This window comes from Amycolatopsis sp. NPDC051371 (assembly GCF_040682155.1).
Taxonomy (GTDB): Bacteria; Actinomycetota; Actinomycetes; order Mycobacteriales; family Pseudonocardiaceae; genus Amycolatopsis.
On the sequence record NZ_JBFBAG010000009.1, the window covers coordinates 39,640 to 56,512 of the forward strand.

Consider the following 16,873-nt stretch of genomic DNA (forward strand, 5'->3'; position numbering starts at 1 on the left):
CGAGGTAACGGGAGTTGGTCAGGCTTCAAGCTCGCCGGGCTCGATCGGCGGTCAACCGGCTTGCCGTGGGGGCATCAAGCAGAGCCGGCGCGCCCGCACCACCCGGCAGCCGTCCGAAATGGACTTCGTCGACCCGGCCGGTACCGATGCCGACCGCCCGTCGACCGGTCTCGGTGTCCGCATAGGACACTCCGGCGACCGGCCGGATCGGCGCCCGGTTGGCGAATACCGGTTCGAGCGGCGCGCCGGACAATTCTCCGTGGCGACTTCACGGCGGCTTCCCTATTCGATAGCGGCGAGGAGATAACTCCCCAAACCGAGCGGTATGGATATACTCCGCGGAGGAGCACCACATTCGTGCGCTCGGTCACAGCCACTGTTACTGGTATATACCGCTTCAAGGAGCAGGAAATGGCCCAGAAGGTCCTCGTCGAGATGCTCGACGACATCGACGGTACCCCCGCCGCCCACACCGTCCCGTTCTCGCTCGACGGTGTCATGTACGAAATCGACCTCTCCGACGAAAACGCCGCCGCCCTGCGCGATGAGCTCGCCCGGTACATCGCCGCCGCTCGCCGCACCGGCGGCCGCAAGGTCCGCGTCGCGACGGGCCAGTCGACGACGACCAGCACGAGCGACCGCGAGCGCAACCAGCAGATCCGCGCCTGGGCGAACGCGAACGGCTACGAGGTCTCCGAGCGCGGCCGCCTCTCCTCCGAGGTGATCTCCGCTTACGAATCGGCTCAGGCCGCGGAGGCAGCGGCTCCCACGCCGGCTCCGCGCAAGCGCACCCCGCGCAAGAAGGTCGCCGCCGCCAAGAAGTAGCCGTGGCGACGGCAGATCACTGGGGAGAGATCACCGCGGTCATCCCGTCGGCGACGAGGACGCCTCACCTTCGTCGCCGACGGTCACCGCGCTCGAACGCCGGAAGGATCAACGGGCGCACCAAAAAGCCCGCCTGACCTGGGTCAGACGGGCTTGGGTGCTACTGCTGGTACCCCCGATGGGATTCGAACCCACGCTACCGGCGTGAGAGGCCGGCGTCCTAGGCCGCTAGACGACGGGGGCTTAGGATCTTTCCCTGGTTTCCCAGAGGCTTTTCTGTTTTTCTTGCTGGAGAGAACTTACCAGAGGCGATTTCTCGCTCCGCAAGGGGGTGACTCTCCGCAGCTGGGGTACCAGGACTCGAACCTAGACTAACTGGACCAGAACCAGTCGTGCTGCCAATTACACCATACCCCAGTGAGGTACCGTCCCGGCTTGCCGGTTCAGCACCGCACGAGGAGAAATACTAGAGCACGCCGTTCCGGACGGTGAACGCGGGGGTGCCACTCCCCCGCTGGGCGGGGACGCCGATCGTCGCGTACTCCGAAACCAGCAGCTCAGGCAGCTCGGTCAGGGCCGCCACCCGGTGGACGCCCTCGGGCGCGCGCTCGCCGATGTCGTCGCGGTCGAGCCAGACCGCGCCCAGGCCGGCGTCGCGGGCGCCGATCGCGTCGGTGTCCAGTTTGTCGCCGACGTGGACGGCCTGGGCGGGTGCGCAGCCCAGGCCGAGGCAGACCGTGTGGAACATCACCGGATCGGGTTTCGCCACCCCGAGCTCGCCGGCGATGGCGACGTGGTCGAAAAACGGCGCCAACCCCAGGTCGGCGATTTTCTTCCGCTGGTGGACGCCCGAAGCGTTGGTCACGGCGGCCAGCAGCAAACCGGCGGCGCGCAGCCACTCCAGACAGTCGAGGACGTCGCCGAACAACTGCCACGAGTGGTCGAGCAGCTCTCTTCGACGCCGTTCGAACGAACTCACCTGCTCGTCGTCGGCGAGGATGCCGATCTCGGCCAGAAAGCAGTCGGTGCGCCGCTGGTGCATCGTCGTGTAGTCGAGCTCGCCGGCGACGACGAGCGCGACGTGCTCTTCGGTGATCAAGTCCCACAACGGCCACAGGTCGCCCCGGCCGGTCAGGATGTGGAGGCTGCGGCGGATCGCGGCGGTGCAGTCGATCAGGGTGTCATCGATGTCCAAGCACACCAGGCGCAGCTCCGGCGGCGCCCAGGGCTCGGGCGCCGCCGCGGCGGGGGCGGTTCGCGACGGGGTCCGGGGTGCCAAGGCGAAATCCACCCAGTGAGGCTAGGACAACCGCCGCGTTCGCGATGCTGCCAAAGAGGTGATTGCCGATCGCCTGTTCCGGCGCACCGGCTCTACTCCCAGTTGGCGAACCGTCTTCTTTCGGTTATCCGACCAATGCGCGGCGAAGACGTCCCAGTGAGACGTCGCGGCCGAGCAGTTCCATCGACTCGTACAACGGCGGGGAAACGGTCCGTCCGGTCACGGCGACGCGAACCGGCGCGAAAGCCTTGCGGGGCTTGAGACCCAGACCGTCCACAAGGGCGTCCTTGAGCGCCTGCTCGATGGCCTCGGTCTCCCACGACGGCAGCGCTTCGAGCGCGGTGACCGCCGCGGCGAGCACCGGCTGCGCGGCTTCGCCGAGGTTCTTCGCCGCGGCGTCCTCCTCGGGCGCGAAGGCGTCCTCCGCGACAAAGAGGAAACGCACCATCGCGATCGCGTCCGAAAGGACCGTGACGCGTTCCTGCACCAGCGGCGCGATCGCGTTCAACCGGGCCAGCTGTTCCTCGCTCGGCGATTCCGGAAGGACACCCGCGGTGACCAAATAGGGCGTGACGCGCTTCACGAACTCGGCCGCGGGCAGGGCCCGCACGTGGGTGCCGTTGATCGCTTCGGCCTTCTTGAGGTCGAAGCGCGCCGGGTTGGCGCTGACCTTGGTGACGTCGAAGGCGGCGACCATTTCCTCGACGCTGAAGACGTCGCGGTCGTCGGCGATCGACCAGCCGAGCAGGGCCAGGTAGTTGAGCAGGCCCTCGCGGATGAAGCCGCGGTCGCGGTAGTTGAAGAGGTTCGACGAAGGGTCGCGTTTGGACAGTTTCTTGTTGCCCTCGCCCATGACGTACGGCAGGTGGCCGAACCGCGGCGTGAACTCGGCGACGCCGACCCGCTCCAGCGCCGCGTAGAGCGCCAGCTGGCGGGGCGTCGACGGCAGCAGGTCCTCGCCGCGCAGGACGTGCGTGATCTTCATCAGCGCGTCGTCGACCGGGTTGGTCAGCGTGTACAGCGGCTCACCGTTGGCGCGCACCAGCACCGGGTCCGGGATCGTGCCCGCCGGGAAGCTGATGTCGCCGCGGACCAGGTCGGTCCACGCGAGGTCGATCGCGGGCATGCGCAGGCGCAGCACCGGCGCGCGGCCCTCGGCGCGGTACGCCGCACGCTGCTCGTCGGTGAGGTCGCGGTCGAAGTTGTCGTAGCCCAGCTTCGGGTCCAGGCCGGCCGCCTTGCGCCGCGCCTCGACCTCCTCGTTGGTGGAGAACGCCTCGTACAGCTCCCCCGCTTCGAGGAGCTTCGCGGCGACGTCGGCGTAGATCGCGCGTCGCTCGCTCTGGCGGTACGGTCCGTACTCGCCGCCGGCCTCGGGGCCCTCGTCCCAGTCGATGCCGAGCCAGCGCAGCCCGTCGAGCAGCTGCTCGTAGGACTCCTGCGAGTCACGCGCGGCGTCGGTGTCTTCGATCCGGAACACCAGTTGCCCCTGGTTGTGCCGGGCGAAGGCCCAGTTGAACAGCGCCGTGCGGATCAGCCCGACGTGCGGGGTGCCGGTCGGCGAAGGACAGAAGCGCGCGCGTACCACCGATGTGTCACTCATAGCCCGATCAGCGTATCCGTCGCCACATCGCTTGACGCCGGGGACCGGCCGGGTGCATCCTCAGTTTATTCAACAAGCGATGAATAGATGGGGAGATGGTCGAGATGACCGAGCGCACGGGCTGCGTCGTCATCGGTGGCGGGCCGGCCGGGATGGTCACGGGACTCCTGCTGGCACGGGCCGGCGTCGAGGTCACGGTGCTGGAGAAGCACGCGGACTTCCTGCGCGACTTCCGCGGGGACACGGTCCACCCGTCGACGCTCACGCTGCTCGACGAGCTGGGCCTCGGCGAGAAGTTCCACGCGCTGCCGCACAGCGAGCTGACCGCGGCGGGATTCCCCCAGGACAACGGCGAGATGATGAAGCTGGCCGACTTCACCCGGTTGAAGGTCGCCCACCCGTACATCGCGATGGTGCCGCAGTGGGACTTCCTGGACCTGCTCGCCGAAAGCGCCCGCAAAGAACCGACGTTCGTCCAGCGGATGGAGACCGAGTGCACCGGCCTGGTCCGGGAGCACGGCCGGGTCGCCGGCGTCACCTACCGCACGACGGCCGGCGAGACCGGTGAGATCCGCGCCGACCTGGTGATCGCCGCCGACGGCCGCTGGTCGCTGGCCCGCCGCGAAGCCGGCCTGGTACCGCGGGAGTACGACTGCCCGTTCGACGTCTGGTGGTTCCGGCTCTCGCGGCAGGAAGGGGACGCGGACGGCATGCTCATGCCGAGGATGCGCGACCGCCGCTTCGCGGTGCCGCTCCCCCGGCCCGACTTCTTCCAAGTCGCCTACCTCGGCCCGAAGGGCGACGACCTCCGCAAGCAGGGCATCGAGGCGTTCCGCCACAACGTCGCGCAGATCTGCCCGGAGTTCACCGGCCGGGTGCACGAACTCGAGACGATGGACGACGTCAAGTTCCTCGACGTGCGGCTCAACATGCTGCGCAAGTGGCACGTCGACGGGCTGCTCTGCATCGGCGACGCGGCGCACGCGATGTCGCCCATCGGCGGGGTCGGGATCAACCTCGCGGTGCAGGACGCGGTCGCGACGGCGACGCTGCTGGCCGAGCCGCTGCGCCGGGGCCGCCCGTCGCGGGCGGACCTGGCGAAGGTGCGCACACGGCGGCTGGCGCCGACGCTGCTGGTGCAGGGTCTGCAGCGGCTGCTGCACCGGACCGTGATGCGCGCGGTGATGGCGGGCAAGCGCAATGGCCCGCCGGCGCCGATGATCAAGCTGTTCGCCCGGTTCCCGCGGCTGTCGTACGTCCCGGCCCGGCTGCTGGGCCTGGGCCTGCGGCCGGAGCACGCCCCGGCGTTCGCCCGCCGCCCCATGGAGCCGGTCCAGCGCTGAAAGCCGTGAAGGCCACCTTCAGGAACTACAAGTTCCTCAAGGTGGCCTTCACGAACTCGGGGTCAGACGTTTTCGACCGGGTTGGTCAGGGTGCCGATGCCTTCGATGGTGATCGAGACGCTCTGGCCGCCCTCGATCGGGCCGACGCCCTCGGGCGTGCCGGTCAGGATGACATCGCCGGGCAGGAGCGTCATGACGCCGGAGACGAACTCGACCAGCTCGGGGATCTTGTGGACGAGGTCGGACGTGCGGCCGTCCTGCTTGAGCTCGCCGTCCACCTCGGCCTTCAGCGCCAGGTCGGACGCGTCCAGCGACGTCTCGATCCACGGCCCGAGCGGGCAGAAGGTGTCGAAGCCCTTGGCGCGGCCCCACTGGCCGTCGGACTTCTGGAGGTCGCGGGCGCTGACGTCGTTCGCGACCGTGTAGCCGAGGATCGCGCTCGCGGCGCGGGCGGCGGGCACGTTCTTGACCGGCTGCCCGATGACGATGGCCAGCTCACCCTCGAAGTCGACGCGGCCGACGCCGGACGGGCGGCGGATGGCCGCGTTCGGCCCGACGACGGTGGTGGACGGCTTGAGGAACAGCATGGGGGCGCTGGGCACCTCGTTGCCGAACTCGGCCGCGTGCTTGGCGTAGTTGCGGCCGACGGCGATCACCTTGGACGGCAGGATCGGCGCGAGCAGCCGGACGTCGGCCAGCGGCCACCGCTTGCCGGTGAAGTTGGGCTGGCCGAACGGGTGCTCGGCGATCTCCAGGACCTGGGCGTCGTCACCGTCCCCTTCGACCGAAGCGAACGCGACTCCACCGGGATGAGCAATACGGGCTAGGCGCACGCAGCCAGTCTACGTGCGCCCCGCCGGTTACTCAGGCCACGGTGGTGCTCTTGTGCACGAGCGCGTCGCACAGGGCCAGCCAGCTGGCCTCGACGATGTTCCCGTGCACCCCGACCGTGGTCCACTCGCGCTCGCCGTCGGTGCTCTCGACCAGCACGCGCGTCACCGCGTCGGTGCCCGGGTGGCCCTGGAGGATGCGGACCTTGTAGTCGGCGAGATCCACACTGTCCAACCAGGACAGGTGCGGCGACAGCGCCTTCCGCAGCGCGGCGTCGAGCGCGTGCACCGGCCCGATGCCCTCGGCGGTGGCGATGACGCGCTGGCCGCCGACGTGCACCTTGACCGTCGCCTCGGAGACGACCTCGGCGTCGGCCCGGTGGTCGAGGACCACGCGGTAGGACTCGAGCTCGAACGGCGCCTCGGCGGGGACGTCGGCCTCCTGGCGGAGCAGCAGCTCCAAGGAAGCGTCGGCCGCTTCGAACGACCAGCCTTCCGCTTCGAGCCGCTTGACCTTCGTGATGGCGCTCGTCAGCGCTTCGGGCCGGCCGGCAAGGTCGACCCCGAGCTCACGTCCCTTGAGCTCGAGGCTGGCCCTGCCGGCCATCTCGGTGACCAGTACCCGCATGTCGTTGCCGACAGAAGCTGGATCGATGTGGTTGTACAACAACGGATCCACCTTGATCGCGCTCGCGTGCAGTCCCGCCTTGTGGGCGAAAGCCGACGCCCCTACGTAAGCCTGGTGGGTGTAGGGGGCGAGGTTGGCGATTTCGGCAAGGGCATGGGAGACCCGGGTGAGCTCGGCGGCACCTCCGGTCGGGAGGACCTCCATCCCGAGCTTGGTCACCAGGTTTCCCGTCACGGCGAAGAGGTCGGCGTTGCCGGCCCGCTCCCCGTAACCGTTGGCGGTGCACTGGACGTGCGTCGCGCCGGCCTGCACCGCGGCGACGGAGTTCGCCACGGCGCAGGAAGTGTCGTCCTGACAGTGGATCCCGAGGCGGAATCCCGTCTTTTCCTTGATGGTCTTGACGGTCTCGGCGAGGCCGAGCGGCAGCTGGCCGCCGTTGGTGTCGCAAAGCACGAGGACGTCGGCGCCCGCGTGCGCGGCGGCGTCGAGGACCCGGAGCGAAGTCTCGGGCGAATACGCGTAGCCGTCGAAGAAGTGCTCGGCGTCGAGGAAGACCCTTCGCCCTTCTTTCGTCAGGAAAGCGACGGTGTCGCGGACCATGGCGCAGGCTTCGTCGACGTCGACGCGCAGGGCGCGTTCGATGTGCCGCAGATCGGACTTCGCGACGAGGGTGATGACCGGGGCTTCGCTGTCGAGCAACGCGCGGACCTGCGGATCGACGTCGGCGGTGGTGCCGGCCTTGCGAGTCGCCCCGAAGGCGACGAGCGCCGCGTGCCCGAGCTTCAGTTCGCCTTTCGCGGCACGGGCGAAGAACTCCGTGTCCTTGGGGAGCGCGCCCGGCCAGCCACCTTCGATGAACCCGACCCCGAGCTCGTCCAGCAGCCGCGCGACGGCCAGCTTGTCCTGGACGGAGTAGGAGATGCCCTCGCGCTGCGCACCGTCGCGCAGGGTCGTGTCGTAGAGGTGGAAGGCGTCGCCGAGGGGGGTATCGGCGGGCTCCTGGCGGGTCACGGTGGTCTCCTAGCGTTTCGAGGCAACAAAAAAACCTCCCGCATGGGTGCGAGAGGTTGCGCGCCGGGGGCTCTTGTGGAGCTATCGTCCGGCGCGCTCGATGATAATGATCGCGAAGCTGGTCACGGTCGCATCATGCCACAGGGTTTCGGCGGAAGTCCACAACCTGGGTCAAGCTCCCACCATCCGGGAACACTCCGACATTCGCCGAAAGCCGTGAAGGCCCCCTTGCCGGCTCAAGATGCCGGTAAGGGGGCCTTCACGGAGTACGGGAAAGCGTGTCAGCTGCGCACGTTGGACGACACGAGCGCGGCCAGCCTGTCGCCGACCGCCGTCGTCGCGCCCGGCGAAGCCTGGTCCCGCGTGGCCAGATCGAAAGCGACCGACGCCTCGATGCGCCGCGCCGCTTCCTTCTGGCCCAGGTGGTCCAGCAGCAGCGCCACCGACAGCACCGCGGCCGTCGGGTCGGCCAGGCCCTGGCCCGCGATGTCCGGCGCCGAACCGTGGACCGGCTCGAACATGCTCGGGTTGCGACGGGTCATGTCCAGGTTGCCGCTGGCCGCGAGGCCGATGCCGCCGGTGACCGCCGCCGCGAGGTCGGTGAGGATGTCGCCGAACAGGTTGTCCGTCACGATCACGTCGAACCGGGACGGGTCGGTCACCAGGTGGATGGTCGCCGCGTCCACGTGCGAATACGCGACAGTCACCTCCGGGTGCTCCAGCGAGACCTCTTCGACGATCCGCGACCACAGCGAGCCGGCGAACGACAGCACGTTGGTCTTGTGCACCAGCGTCAGGTGCTTGCGCGGACGGGCCTCGGCACGGCTGAACGCGTCCGCGACCACGCGCCGGACGCCGTACGCCGTGTTGGTGCTGACCTCCGTCGCGATCTCGTGCTCGGTGTCCTTGCGGATCAGGCCGCCCGTGCCCGCGTACGGGCCTTCGGTCCCTTCGCGCACGACGACCATGTCGACGTCGCCCGCGTCGGCCAGCGGTCCCCGGACACCCGGGTACAGCCGCGCCGGGCGCAGGTTGACGTGGTGGTCCATTTCGAACCGCAGGCGCAACAGCAGGCCGCGCTCGAGGATGCCGCTCGGCACCGACGGGTCGCCGACCGCGCCCAGCAGGATCGCGTCGTGCTGACGGAGTTCGCCCAGCACCGACTCCGGGAGCAGCTCACCGGTCGAGTGCCACCGGGCGGCGCCGAGGTCGTAGTTCGTGATCTCCGCCGTCGGTGCTACTTCGCCGAGCACCTTCAACGCCTCGGAGACCACCTCGGGCCCGATCCCGTCTCCTGGGATCACCGCGAGCCGCATCCACACACCTCCGTCGACCGGGCCACCAGCGCACCGATGGCCCACCGCAACAAAACGCCAGCAGCCGGAAGGTTACCGGCCGTAGACAAACGGCCGTAGCCGCACCACCCTTATGCCGCATCCTCCCGCAGGGTGAGACACCCGATCGGGTGAACAAGGACGGGGCGCCCCCGGCGGAAACCCGCCGGGAACGCCCCGGTTCCTGCACCTATCGATCTTGACCGGGCCTAACGGTGACCAGCCCCGATCGGCTGACGGTCATTGCCCGGCCGGGCGCCCTGTGCGGCGTCCACCTTGACCACGTTCGCGCGGTTGCCCGCGGCGTTGTGGTGCTCGATGGCGAGCAGCCCGAGCGCCTTGTCGGCCGCGGCCGACGCCGCGTTCCGGTTCACGACCAGCGCCGTTCCCGGCTTCGCCACGTAGCCCAGCGCGGCGTCGCCGCCGCCCTGCACCGAGTAGCCCGGGGCGAGCGCGTCGAACGAAAGCGGCGTGCCGACGTAGTCGATCAGCCCGTTCGTCGTGCCCGGCGCGACGTAGAAACCGCTCACACCCACCGTGTAGGAGATGCGGTGGCTGTCGGCGTTCGCGTCGATGCCCAGCGCCGCCAGCGAAACCGGCAGCGTCAGCACGTTCGTGTCGAACACGTTCGTGTCGACGTCGCCGAGCTGGCCGTTGACGGCCTGGACGTCGACCTGCGGGAAGCCCGCGGTCAGCGCGACCGTGACGGCCAGCAGCACGTCCGTGGACGTCGCCTTGGTCACGTAGGTCTCGAAGTCCGGCGTCCCGTCCCCGGTGGTGTCGATATCGACGAACGGCGAGGTGTTGCTGCCGATGTTCGCCCAGTCGCCCCACGTGGACAGGCCGAACGCGAGGATCGCGTTCTCCGGCTCACCCTGTTCCTTCGCCAGCGGCGCGGTGGAAGCCGCCCCGATGTAGCGGAGGTCGCCGCCCTTGGCCGTCTTGTTCACCGTGCAGTCGGTGACCACGTCCGCGTCGCACTCGGGCAGCTGCGGGGACTCCGCCTGCAGCTCGAGCACGCTGATCAGCGAGCGGTACCGCTGCGCGCCGGAGCCCTGGTCGACACCCTTGCCGCCGAGGTTCAGCACGGCCTGGGTGGCGTCCGGGGCGAACTTCACCGACTGCGGCGTCGAAATGGTCGAAACCGGCTTGGGCGCCGCGTAGACCGAAACCCGCAGCGGCACCTTGGCCCCGCTGACCGGGGTGAAGGCGACGCGGCCGGAGGCGTCGGCGACGAACTGCCGCGCCAGGCCGGCCTGGGTGGCCTGCATGGTCGGGTCCATGACCTTGCGCAGCGCCTTCGGGTCGGTGATCTTCAGCGTCACCTTGACCTTGGCGGTGCCGCGCGGGGTCAGCTTCACCGACTGCTTGTCCACTGTGTACTCGACACCCGGCAGCGCGTTGACCGCCTGGTAGCCCACGGTGTACTCGGCGGCCGTGACGCCCTTGTTGACCAGCTTGATCGTCTTCGACAGCGTCACCGGCCCGGGAGCCTCGACCGTGCCGAAGCTGACGCTCACCGCGCCCGGGTCGTCCTGGACGTAGGCGAGCACCTGGTTGTCCAGCGCCGCCTTGGCGTCGATCCGGCCGCTGCCGACGCGCTGCGGCGCGTAGGTGTGGCCGGCGCCGTCGCCGACGTCGTGGCCGGCGGTGTCGATGACCGAGGCCTTGACCTCCTCGACCGACCAGTCCGGGTGGGACTGGCGGACCAGCGCGGTGATGCCGGCGGTGTGCGGGGCCGCCATCGACGTGCCCGAGAGCACGGTCCGGCCGTTGCCGCTGCCGCGGAACGCCGAGGTGATCGTGTCACCCGGCGCGGCGACGTCCGGCTTGAGCGCCGGGCCGCGGGTGCCGCGCGAGGTGAACGAGCTCGGGGTGTCCACGATGGTCTTGTCGTAGGTCTGGATCGAGGCGCGCCCGGCGCCGTAGAGCCGGATCTGCAGCGTGCCCGCCGTCAGCGCCGCGCGCAGCGTCTTCGTCGCGGAGCCGGTGAACTGGAACATCGGGATCGCCGCGTTGCCCGCGATGCCCGCGCTGAAGTGCTCCAAAGTGGACGAGAGCAGCGCGCCCTTCGCCCCGGCCGCCTGGGCGTTGTTCGCCCGGGCCGCCGAGCCGCAGGCGCGGGTCGAGTCGTTGTCGTCCCACTCCAGCCAGACGAACTTGCCGGCGGCCTTCGCCTTGTCCTCGGCCGAGTACGGGGCACAGCCCGCGTTGTTCGCCGCGGACAACGCGACGACCGGCGCGGTCAGGTTCAGCGTGTCGTAGCCGGTGTAGTTCTGGCTGTACTGCCCGGTCTTCTGGCCCTTGGCCGCGGTCGGCGCGGTCGCCTCGGCGGCGTCGCGCAGGATGCCCGCGTCCCGTGTGCTGGCCACGGTCAGCGCCTCCGGGGTGTTGCCCGGGGAGCCGGCGATGTCGTTGATGTCGCCGCCGTTGCCCGCGGAGATCACCGGCAGCACGTTGTTCGCGGCGAGCTTGCGCACGAACAGCGAGTCCGGGTCGTCCGGCGCACCGAAGTCGGAGCCCAGCGACAGGTTGACGATGTCGAGGTGGTCGGTGAAGTCGCCGTCGCCGTCCGGGTCGAGCGCCCAGTCCAGCGCCTGCGAGGTGACGTTCGTCGAGCCCGTGCAGCCGAACACCTTGATGGCGTAGAGGAGCGACTTCGGCGCCGTGCCCGGGCCGATCTGCATCTCGTCGACCTTCTTGGCCGTGAGCTTCTTGTAGTCGCCCTTGAAGGTCTTGCCGTCGGCGGTGACGCCGAAGCCGCCGATGGTGCCGGCCACGTGCGTGCCGTGCTCACCGCAGGCGAGGGGGTTCGGGTCCGGGGCCGGGGTCGTCTTGCCCGGCGTCGCGGCGTCGTAGTCGTCACCGACGAGGTCGGTGCCGCCGACGACCTTGGCGCTCGGGAAGAGCGGGGTCGGCTTGCTGCGGTCGACGCCGTTGTACGCGGCCTGCGTGCCGGGGCCGCCGAAGTCGGCGTGGGTGTAGTCGATGCCGTCGTCGATCACGCCGACGCGGACGCCGTCGCCGAACTTGCCGGTCTGCTGCCACGCCGCGAGCGTGTTGGTCAGCTGCTCGGCGCTGGCGTTGGTGCGGGTCTTCGGCACGACCGTGCGCACCGAAACGACGTCCGCGCGCTTGGCGACCTCACGCAGCTTCGCGGCGTCCGCCGTGACGACCACGCCGGGGACGGCGTTGGCGGTCTGGGTGACGACCTGCGGCTTGGCGTCGGCGGACCGCAGCTGGCCGAGGACCGATTCGACCGCGGCCGCGGTGTCGGCCTTGGCGGCTTTGGCGGCTCGCTTGGCCTGCTCCTTGCCCTGCGGCTGCGCGGCGGTGAACGCGTCGACGGCGGGCTTCTTGCCCAGCTCGACGAACGCGGTGACGCGGCCCTGCGCGGCGCCCAGCCGCGGCGAGAGCTTGCCCTGCAGCTTGGCGTCGTCGATCTTCGCCGGCGCCACTCCGTCTGCGAGAGGTGCGTCGGCTGCGCTCGCGACGGGCGCGCCCAGCGCGGCCGCCAGCACGACGGCGAAGAACGCCGTCGTGACGCGAGCGGGTAAGCGGGATCTGCTCATGAGTCGGCCCCTTACTCGAGGTCTGGACCCGAACCTGCCTGCCGCTCCTGACACCCCCGACGGTGAAGCGCGGCACGCGTCGTGCCCTCGACGACGCGTGGTTCGACCTCGCGGAGAGAACCTAATGCCCCAAAACACCTACTTACGTAGGCAAAGGACTCCGTTATCCAGATGTGATTGCGCACAAAGGCCCCCTCACCAGGAACGGCGAGGGGGCCTTTGTGGTGCTTCGCGTCAGTTGAAGTCGACAGCGCGGATCGTGTGCGCTCCGACCGAAGCGCCGATCGGATCGAGCAGGTGAGCGTCGATGTGGCGGTCGACGCGCAGGAGCATCACCGCGTCGGAACCGTCGGTCGTCTGGCTGATCTGCGCGGCCTCGATGTTGATGCCGGCCTCGCCGAGCAGCGTCCCCACGCGGCCCATCACGCCCGGGCGGTCGCCGTACTCGACCAGCAGGACCGTGCCCTCGGCGCGCAGGTCGAAGCCGCGTCCGTTGACCTCGACCAGCTTCTCGACCTCGTCCTTGCCGGTGACCGAACCGGACACGGTCAGCACCGCGCCGTCCGCGTGCACCGCCCGCACCGTGACCAGGCTGCGGAACTTCGGGCTCTCCGACTCGGTCTCCAGCTCGACCTGCACGCCCAGCTTCTCCGCCAGCTGCGGCGCGTTGACGAACGTGACCTGGTCCTCGACCACACCGGTGAACACGCCGCGCAGCGCCGCCAGCTGCAGCACGCCGGTGTCCTCGTTGGAGATCTCGCCCTTGACCTGCACGGTCACCGAAGCCGGCGCCGTCGGGTTCAGGGCGGTGAGCAGCTGGCCGAGCTTCTGCGTCAGCGTCAGGTACGGGCGGACGTGCTCGCCCACCGCGCCGCCGCCGGAGACGTTCACCGCGTCCGGCACGAAGTCGCCGCGCAGCGCCAGCAGCACGGACCTCGCGACGTCGGTGCCCGCGCGGTCCTGCGCCTCGGCCGTCGACGCGCCCAGGTGCGGCGTCACGACGACGTTGTCCAGCTCGAACAGCGGGCTGGCCGTGGTCGGCTCGGTGACGAAGACGTCGATGCCGGCGCCGCCGACGTGACCCGAGCGCAGCGCGTCGGCCAAGTCCTCCTCCACGATCAGCCCGCCGCGGGCGGCGTTCACGATGATGACGCCCGGCTTGGTCTTCTTCAGCGCCTCGGCGTCGATGAGGCCCTTGGTCTCCGGGGTCTTCGGCAGGTGGATGGAGATGGCGTCGGCGCGCGACAGGAGCTCGTCGAGCGTCACGAGCTCGATGCCGAGCTGGCCCGCGCGCGCGGCCGAGACGTAGGGGTCGTAGGCGATGATGTGCGTGTCGAACGCGGCGAGGCGCTGGGCGAACAGCTGGCCGATCTTGCCGAGGCCGACCACGCCGACGGTCTTGCCCTGCAGTTCCACACCCGAGAACGAGCTGCGCTTCCACTCGCCGCCGCGGAGGCTCTGGCTGGCCGCCGGAACCCGGCGCGCGACCGACAGCAGCAGGGCGACGGCGTGCTCGGCGGCGGAGACGATGTTCGACGTCGGCGCGTTGACGACCAGGACACCGCGCTCGGTGGCGGCGGGCACCTCGACGTTGTCCAGGCCGACGCCGGCGCGGGCGACGACCTTCAGCTGCGTCGTGGCGCCGAAGACCTCGGCGTCGACCTTGGTGGCGGAGCGGACCAGCAGCGCGTCGGCGCTCTTCACCGCCTCGAGCAGCGCGGACCGGTCCGTGCCGTCGACGTGCCGGACCTCCACCTCGTCACCGAAAACACTCAGCACGGAGGGGGCGAGCTTCTCCGCGATGAGGACGACGGGTTTATTGGGCTTGCTCACGATGCGGCTCCCACTATCTGGTCATTTCCAGGACGCTCTGTGTCGACAGACGGTCTCAGCACGCCGTTGTGCCCCGGTCGAGCCGGAGTTTAACCCGCTGGGCCACCCCCTGGCTTCCCACGGTGTTAACTCACCCGTAATCCTTCGAAAACAAGAGCCAGGAGGCGGTGCATGCCCCCCGGGCCGGGCAGGTGCCCGCCCGCCCAGGATGCCGCGTGCAGCAACAGAAGGAGCTCGTCGGTGGTGACGTCCTCGCGTAGGGCGCCTTCTTCTTTCGCGCGTTCCACCAGATGGGAACCGGCCACGCGCATCGCGTGGCACGACGCGTACAAACGGGATGATTCGTCGTTGAGCGCGTCGGCGGTGAGCTCGACCAGGCCGCGGAACGTGCCGGTCGCGTCGCCGAGCCCGGCCAGCCACGTCTGCAGCGCGGCCAGCGGCTCGGGATCGGTGATCAGTTCGCGCGCCCGGTCGGCCTGAGCGTCGAACCGGGCGCGCAGCAGCGTCTCGAGCAGAGCCTCCCGGGTCGGGAAGTGCCGGTACAGCGTGCCGATGCCGACCCCGGCGCGGCGCGCGATGTCTTCCAACGACGCCTCGACGCCGTGTTCGGCGAAGGCGCGCTGCGCTTCTTCGAGGAGGCGCTCGTAGTTGCGGCGGGCGTCCGCGCGCATCGGCTTGACTTCGGTCATCGCCCTTCCGACCCTACCGGGTAGCCAATCGGAGGCTACCTCCGTATATTAACCGGAGGCAGCCTCACATTACTGGAGGGAACGAGGATGACCCTGGTCGAAGACACGCGTGCCCGACTCGGTGCCATTGGCGCCTGGTTGCCGAGCGCGCCCCTGCAACCACCCCCGGATGTCGAGCGCGCGGCCACCGGCCGGCTCGCCGAAGCCGGCTACCGCTCGGTGTGGAGCGGCGAAGGACCCGGCACCCGCGAGGTGTTCGCCCACTTCGGCGACCTGCTCGCTTCGGTGCCGGACGTCGTGCTCGGCACCGGCATCGCCAACACCTGGCTGCGGCGCGGGGTGACCACCGAAAAGGGCGGCGCCACCCTCGCCAGGGCCCACCCCGGCCGGTTCGTGCTCGGCATCGGCATCGGGCACGCGTTCCAAGCCGAGAAGCTCGGCGAAGAGTACCGGCCGATCGACCGGATGCGCGCCTACCTGTCCGAAATGGACGCGTCGGCGGCCGAAAACCCCTCCCCCGTCGGGTTTCCGCGCGTGCTGGCCGCCGTCGGGCCTCGGATGCTGGAGCTGTCGCGTGATCACGCGGACGGCGCGCACCCCTTCGCCCAGCCCGTGTTGCACACGCCGTACGCCCGCGAAATCCTGGGGCCGGACAAGCTGCTGATCCCGCAGCAGACCGTGCTGCTCGGCAGCCGGGAGGACGCCCGCGAGAGCGTGCGGCGGCGGGTGGCGCAGTCGCGCGAATACTCCGTCACGGTCTACCTCGCGGGCTGGAAACGGCTCGGCTACACCGATGCCGACATCGCGGGCCCCAGTGACCGGTTCGTCGACGACCTCGTTCTCTGGGGCGACGCCGGAACCATCGCGAAGCGCCTGGACGAACTCCTCGACGCGGGCGCGGACCACGTGCTGCTGACACCGTCCGCGGCAACCTTCGAGTCCACTGTGGACCTGCTGCTGGAGCTGGCACCGGCGGTGGTCCGATGAGCGTCGGGATCTGGCGGTTCTTCGACGGCGACCCGATTTCCGTGGTGCGTGAGACGGCCGCCGAGATCGAGGAGCTGGGCTTCGACGCGATCTGGTTCGGCGAATACGCCGGACGGGAGGCGTTCACGCAGGCGGCCTTGCTCCTCGCGGCGACGTCGAAGCTGACGATCGCCACCGGGGTCGCGCGCTTCGACCAGCGTTCCCCGCTGGCGGCGGAAGGTGCCATCCGCGCGTTGGGCGAGGCTTACCCGGGCCGGTTCATCGCCGGGCTGGGCGGACACCGGCCGGGCGCGCGGCCACTGACGGCGTTGCGCGAATACCTCGACGGGATGGACTCGGCCGACTTGCCGGGATTGCCCCAGCCGGCACCGCGGCCGCGCCGGGTGCTCGCGGCACTGGGCCCGAAGCTGCTGGACCTGGCGGCCGAACGCGCCGACGGTGCCCACCCGTACTTCGTCCCACCCGAACACACCGCGATGGCGCGGGAGCGGCTCGGGCCGGGCAAGTACCTGGCGGTCGAGCAGGCGGTGGTCCTGGACGCGTCGCCTTCGGCCGCCCGGGAGCACGCGGACCTGTACGTCCGGCAGGCCCCGCACCACCAGGCGAACCTGCGCCGGCTCGGCTTCACGGAGGAGGACCTGGCCGACGGCGGCAGCGACCGCCTGGTCGACGCCATCGTCGCGACCGGCGAGCAGGCGGCGGCGGACCGCATCCAGGCCCACCTCGACGCGGGCGCCGACCACGTCTGCGTCCAAGTCCTGGCCCGAACCCCGGCTTCCTACCGCCGGTTGGCCGACGTGCTCCGAGGGGCATCACTCGTGTCCTGACGGGCATCACACTTGATGCCTCTTCGATCACGCGGGGGTAGGGTGACGGGACGTGGTGAGGGCCGCGTCCCGTCCGCGGAAAGGGCCGAGCCCACCCCTGCACCACCGCATC

General features: G+C 69.9%; 12 protein-coding genes and 2 tRNA genes. 4 read left to right on the top strand and 10 right to left on the bottom strand.

Features of this window, described 5'->3' with window-relative positions:
- Nucleotides 1-411: 411 nt before the first annotated feature.
- Nucleotides 412-825, top strand: a complete 414-nt coding sequence (locus tag AB0M59_RS13685; protein WP_364613679.1) for an Lsr2 family protein — start codon at nt 412-414, stop codon at nt 823-825.
- A gap of 167 nt (nt 826-992) precedes the next feature.
- Here AB0M59_RS13685 and AB0M59_RS13690 read toward each other — a convergent pair.
- The 4 genes from AB0M59_RS13690 to gltX form a co-directional block, all read right to left on the bottom strand.
- A tRNA-Glu gene (locus AB0M59_RS13690) sits at nt 993-1,068 on the bottom strand.
- 102 nt (nt 1,069-1,170) lie between these two features.
- A tRNA-Gln gene (locus tag AB0M59_RS13695) sits at nt 1,171-1,242 on the bottom strand.
- Between the two features lie 49 nt (nt 1,243-1,291).
- Nucleotides 1,292-2,026: an HAD family hydrolase gene (locus AB0M59_RS13700; RefSeq protein ID WP_364614208.1), complete on the bottom strand. Its 735-nt coding sequence runs from the start codon at nt 2,024-2,026 to the stop codon at nt 1,292-1,294.
- Nucleotides 2,027-2,228: 202 nt separating this feature from the next.
- Nucleotides 2,229-3,707: a glutamate--tRNA ligase gene (gene gltX / locus AB0M59_RS13705; RefSeq protein WP_364613682.1), complete on the bottom strand. Its 1,479-nt coding sequence runs from the start codon at nt 3,705-3,707 to the stop codon at nt 2,229-2,231.
- 95 nt (nt 3,708-3,802) lie between these two features.
- Here gltX and AB0M59_RS13710 point away from each other — a divergent pair, with 95 nt between their 5' ends.
- A complete protein-coding gene (locus AB0M59_RS13710; RefSeq protein WP_364613685.1) occupies nt 3,803-5,050 on the top strand; it encodes an FAD-dependent oxidoreductase in 1,248 nt (415 codons plus the stop codon).
- A 62-nt stretch (nt 5,051-5,112) separates the two neighbouring features.
- On the opposite strand, the gene AB0M59_RS13715 is transcribed toward AB0M59_RS13710, so the two are convergent.
- The 6 genes from AB0M59_RS13715 to AB0M59_RS13740 form a co-directional block, all read right to left on the bottom strand.
- On the bottom strand, nt 5,113-5,883 hold the full coding sequence (locus tag AB0M59_RS13715) for a fumarylacetoacetate hydrolase family protein (RefSeq protein ID WP_364613688.1): 771 nt from the start codon (nt 5,881-5,883) through the stop codon (nt 5,113-5,115).
- Between the two features lie 31 nt (nt 5,884-5,914).
- Complete coding sequence (gene cimA / locus AB0M59_RS13720) at nt 5,915-7,519, bottom strand: citramalate synthase (protein ID WP_364613691.1); 1,605 nt, start codon at nt 7,517-7,519, stop codon at nt 5,915-5,917.
- Nucleotides 7,520-7,800: 281 nt separating this feature from the next.
- Nucleotides 7,801-8,835 (bottom strand): 3-isopropylmalate dehydrogenase, encoded by a 1,035-nt coding sequence (locus AB0M59_RS13725; protein WP_364613694.1) that lies wholly within the window; start codon nt 8,833-8,835, stop codon nt 7,801-7,803.
- Between the two features lie 227 nt (nt 8,836-9,062).
- The gene (locus AB0M59_RS13730; protein WP_364613697.1) at nt 9,063-12,425 is read right to left on the bottom strand and encodes a S8 family serine peptidase; all 3,363 of its coding nucleotides are present in this window, start codon (nt 12,423-12,425) and stop codon (nt 9,063-9,065) included.
- A gap of 234 nt (nt 12,426-12,659) precedes the next feature.
- Nucleotides 12,660-14,258 (bottom strand): phosphoglycerate dehydrogenase, encoded by a 1,599-nt coding sequence (gene serA, locus AB0M59_RS13735; protein WP_364613699.1) that lies wholly within the window; start codon nt 14,256-14,258, stop codon nt 12,660-12,662.
- Between the two features lie 125 nt (nt 14,259-14,383).
- The gene (locus AB0M59_RS13740) at nt 14,384-14,947 is read right to left on the bottom strand and encodes a helix-turn-helix domain-containing protein (RefSeq protein ID WP_364613702.1); all 564 of its coding nucleotides are present in this window, start codon (nt 14,945-14,947) and stop codon (nt 14,384-14,386) included.
- Between the two features lie 87 nt (nt 14,948-15,034).
- Here AB0M59_RS13740 and AB0M59_RS13745 point away from each other — a divergent pair, with 87 nt between their 5' ends.
- Together AB0M59_RS13745 and AB0M59_RS13750 are read left to right on the top strand one after the other, a co-directional pair.
- On the top strand, nt 15,035-15,934 hold the full coding sequence (locus AB0M59_RS13745; protein ID WP_364613705.1) for a TIGR03620 family F420-dependent LLM class oxidoreductase: 900 nt from the start codon (nt 15,035-15,037) through the stop codon (nt 15,932-15,934).
- Complete coding sequence (locus tag AB0M59_RS13750; protein ID WP_364613708.1) at nt 15,931-16,761, top strand: TIGR03620 family F420-dependent LLM class oxidoreductase; 831 nt, start codon at nt 15,931-15,933, stop codon at nt 16,759-16,761. The genes AB0M59_RS13745 and AB0M59_RS13750 overlap by 4 nt, the downstream gene beginning before the upstream one ends.
- Nucleotides 16,762-16,873 lie beyond the last annotated feature (112 nt).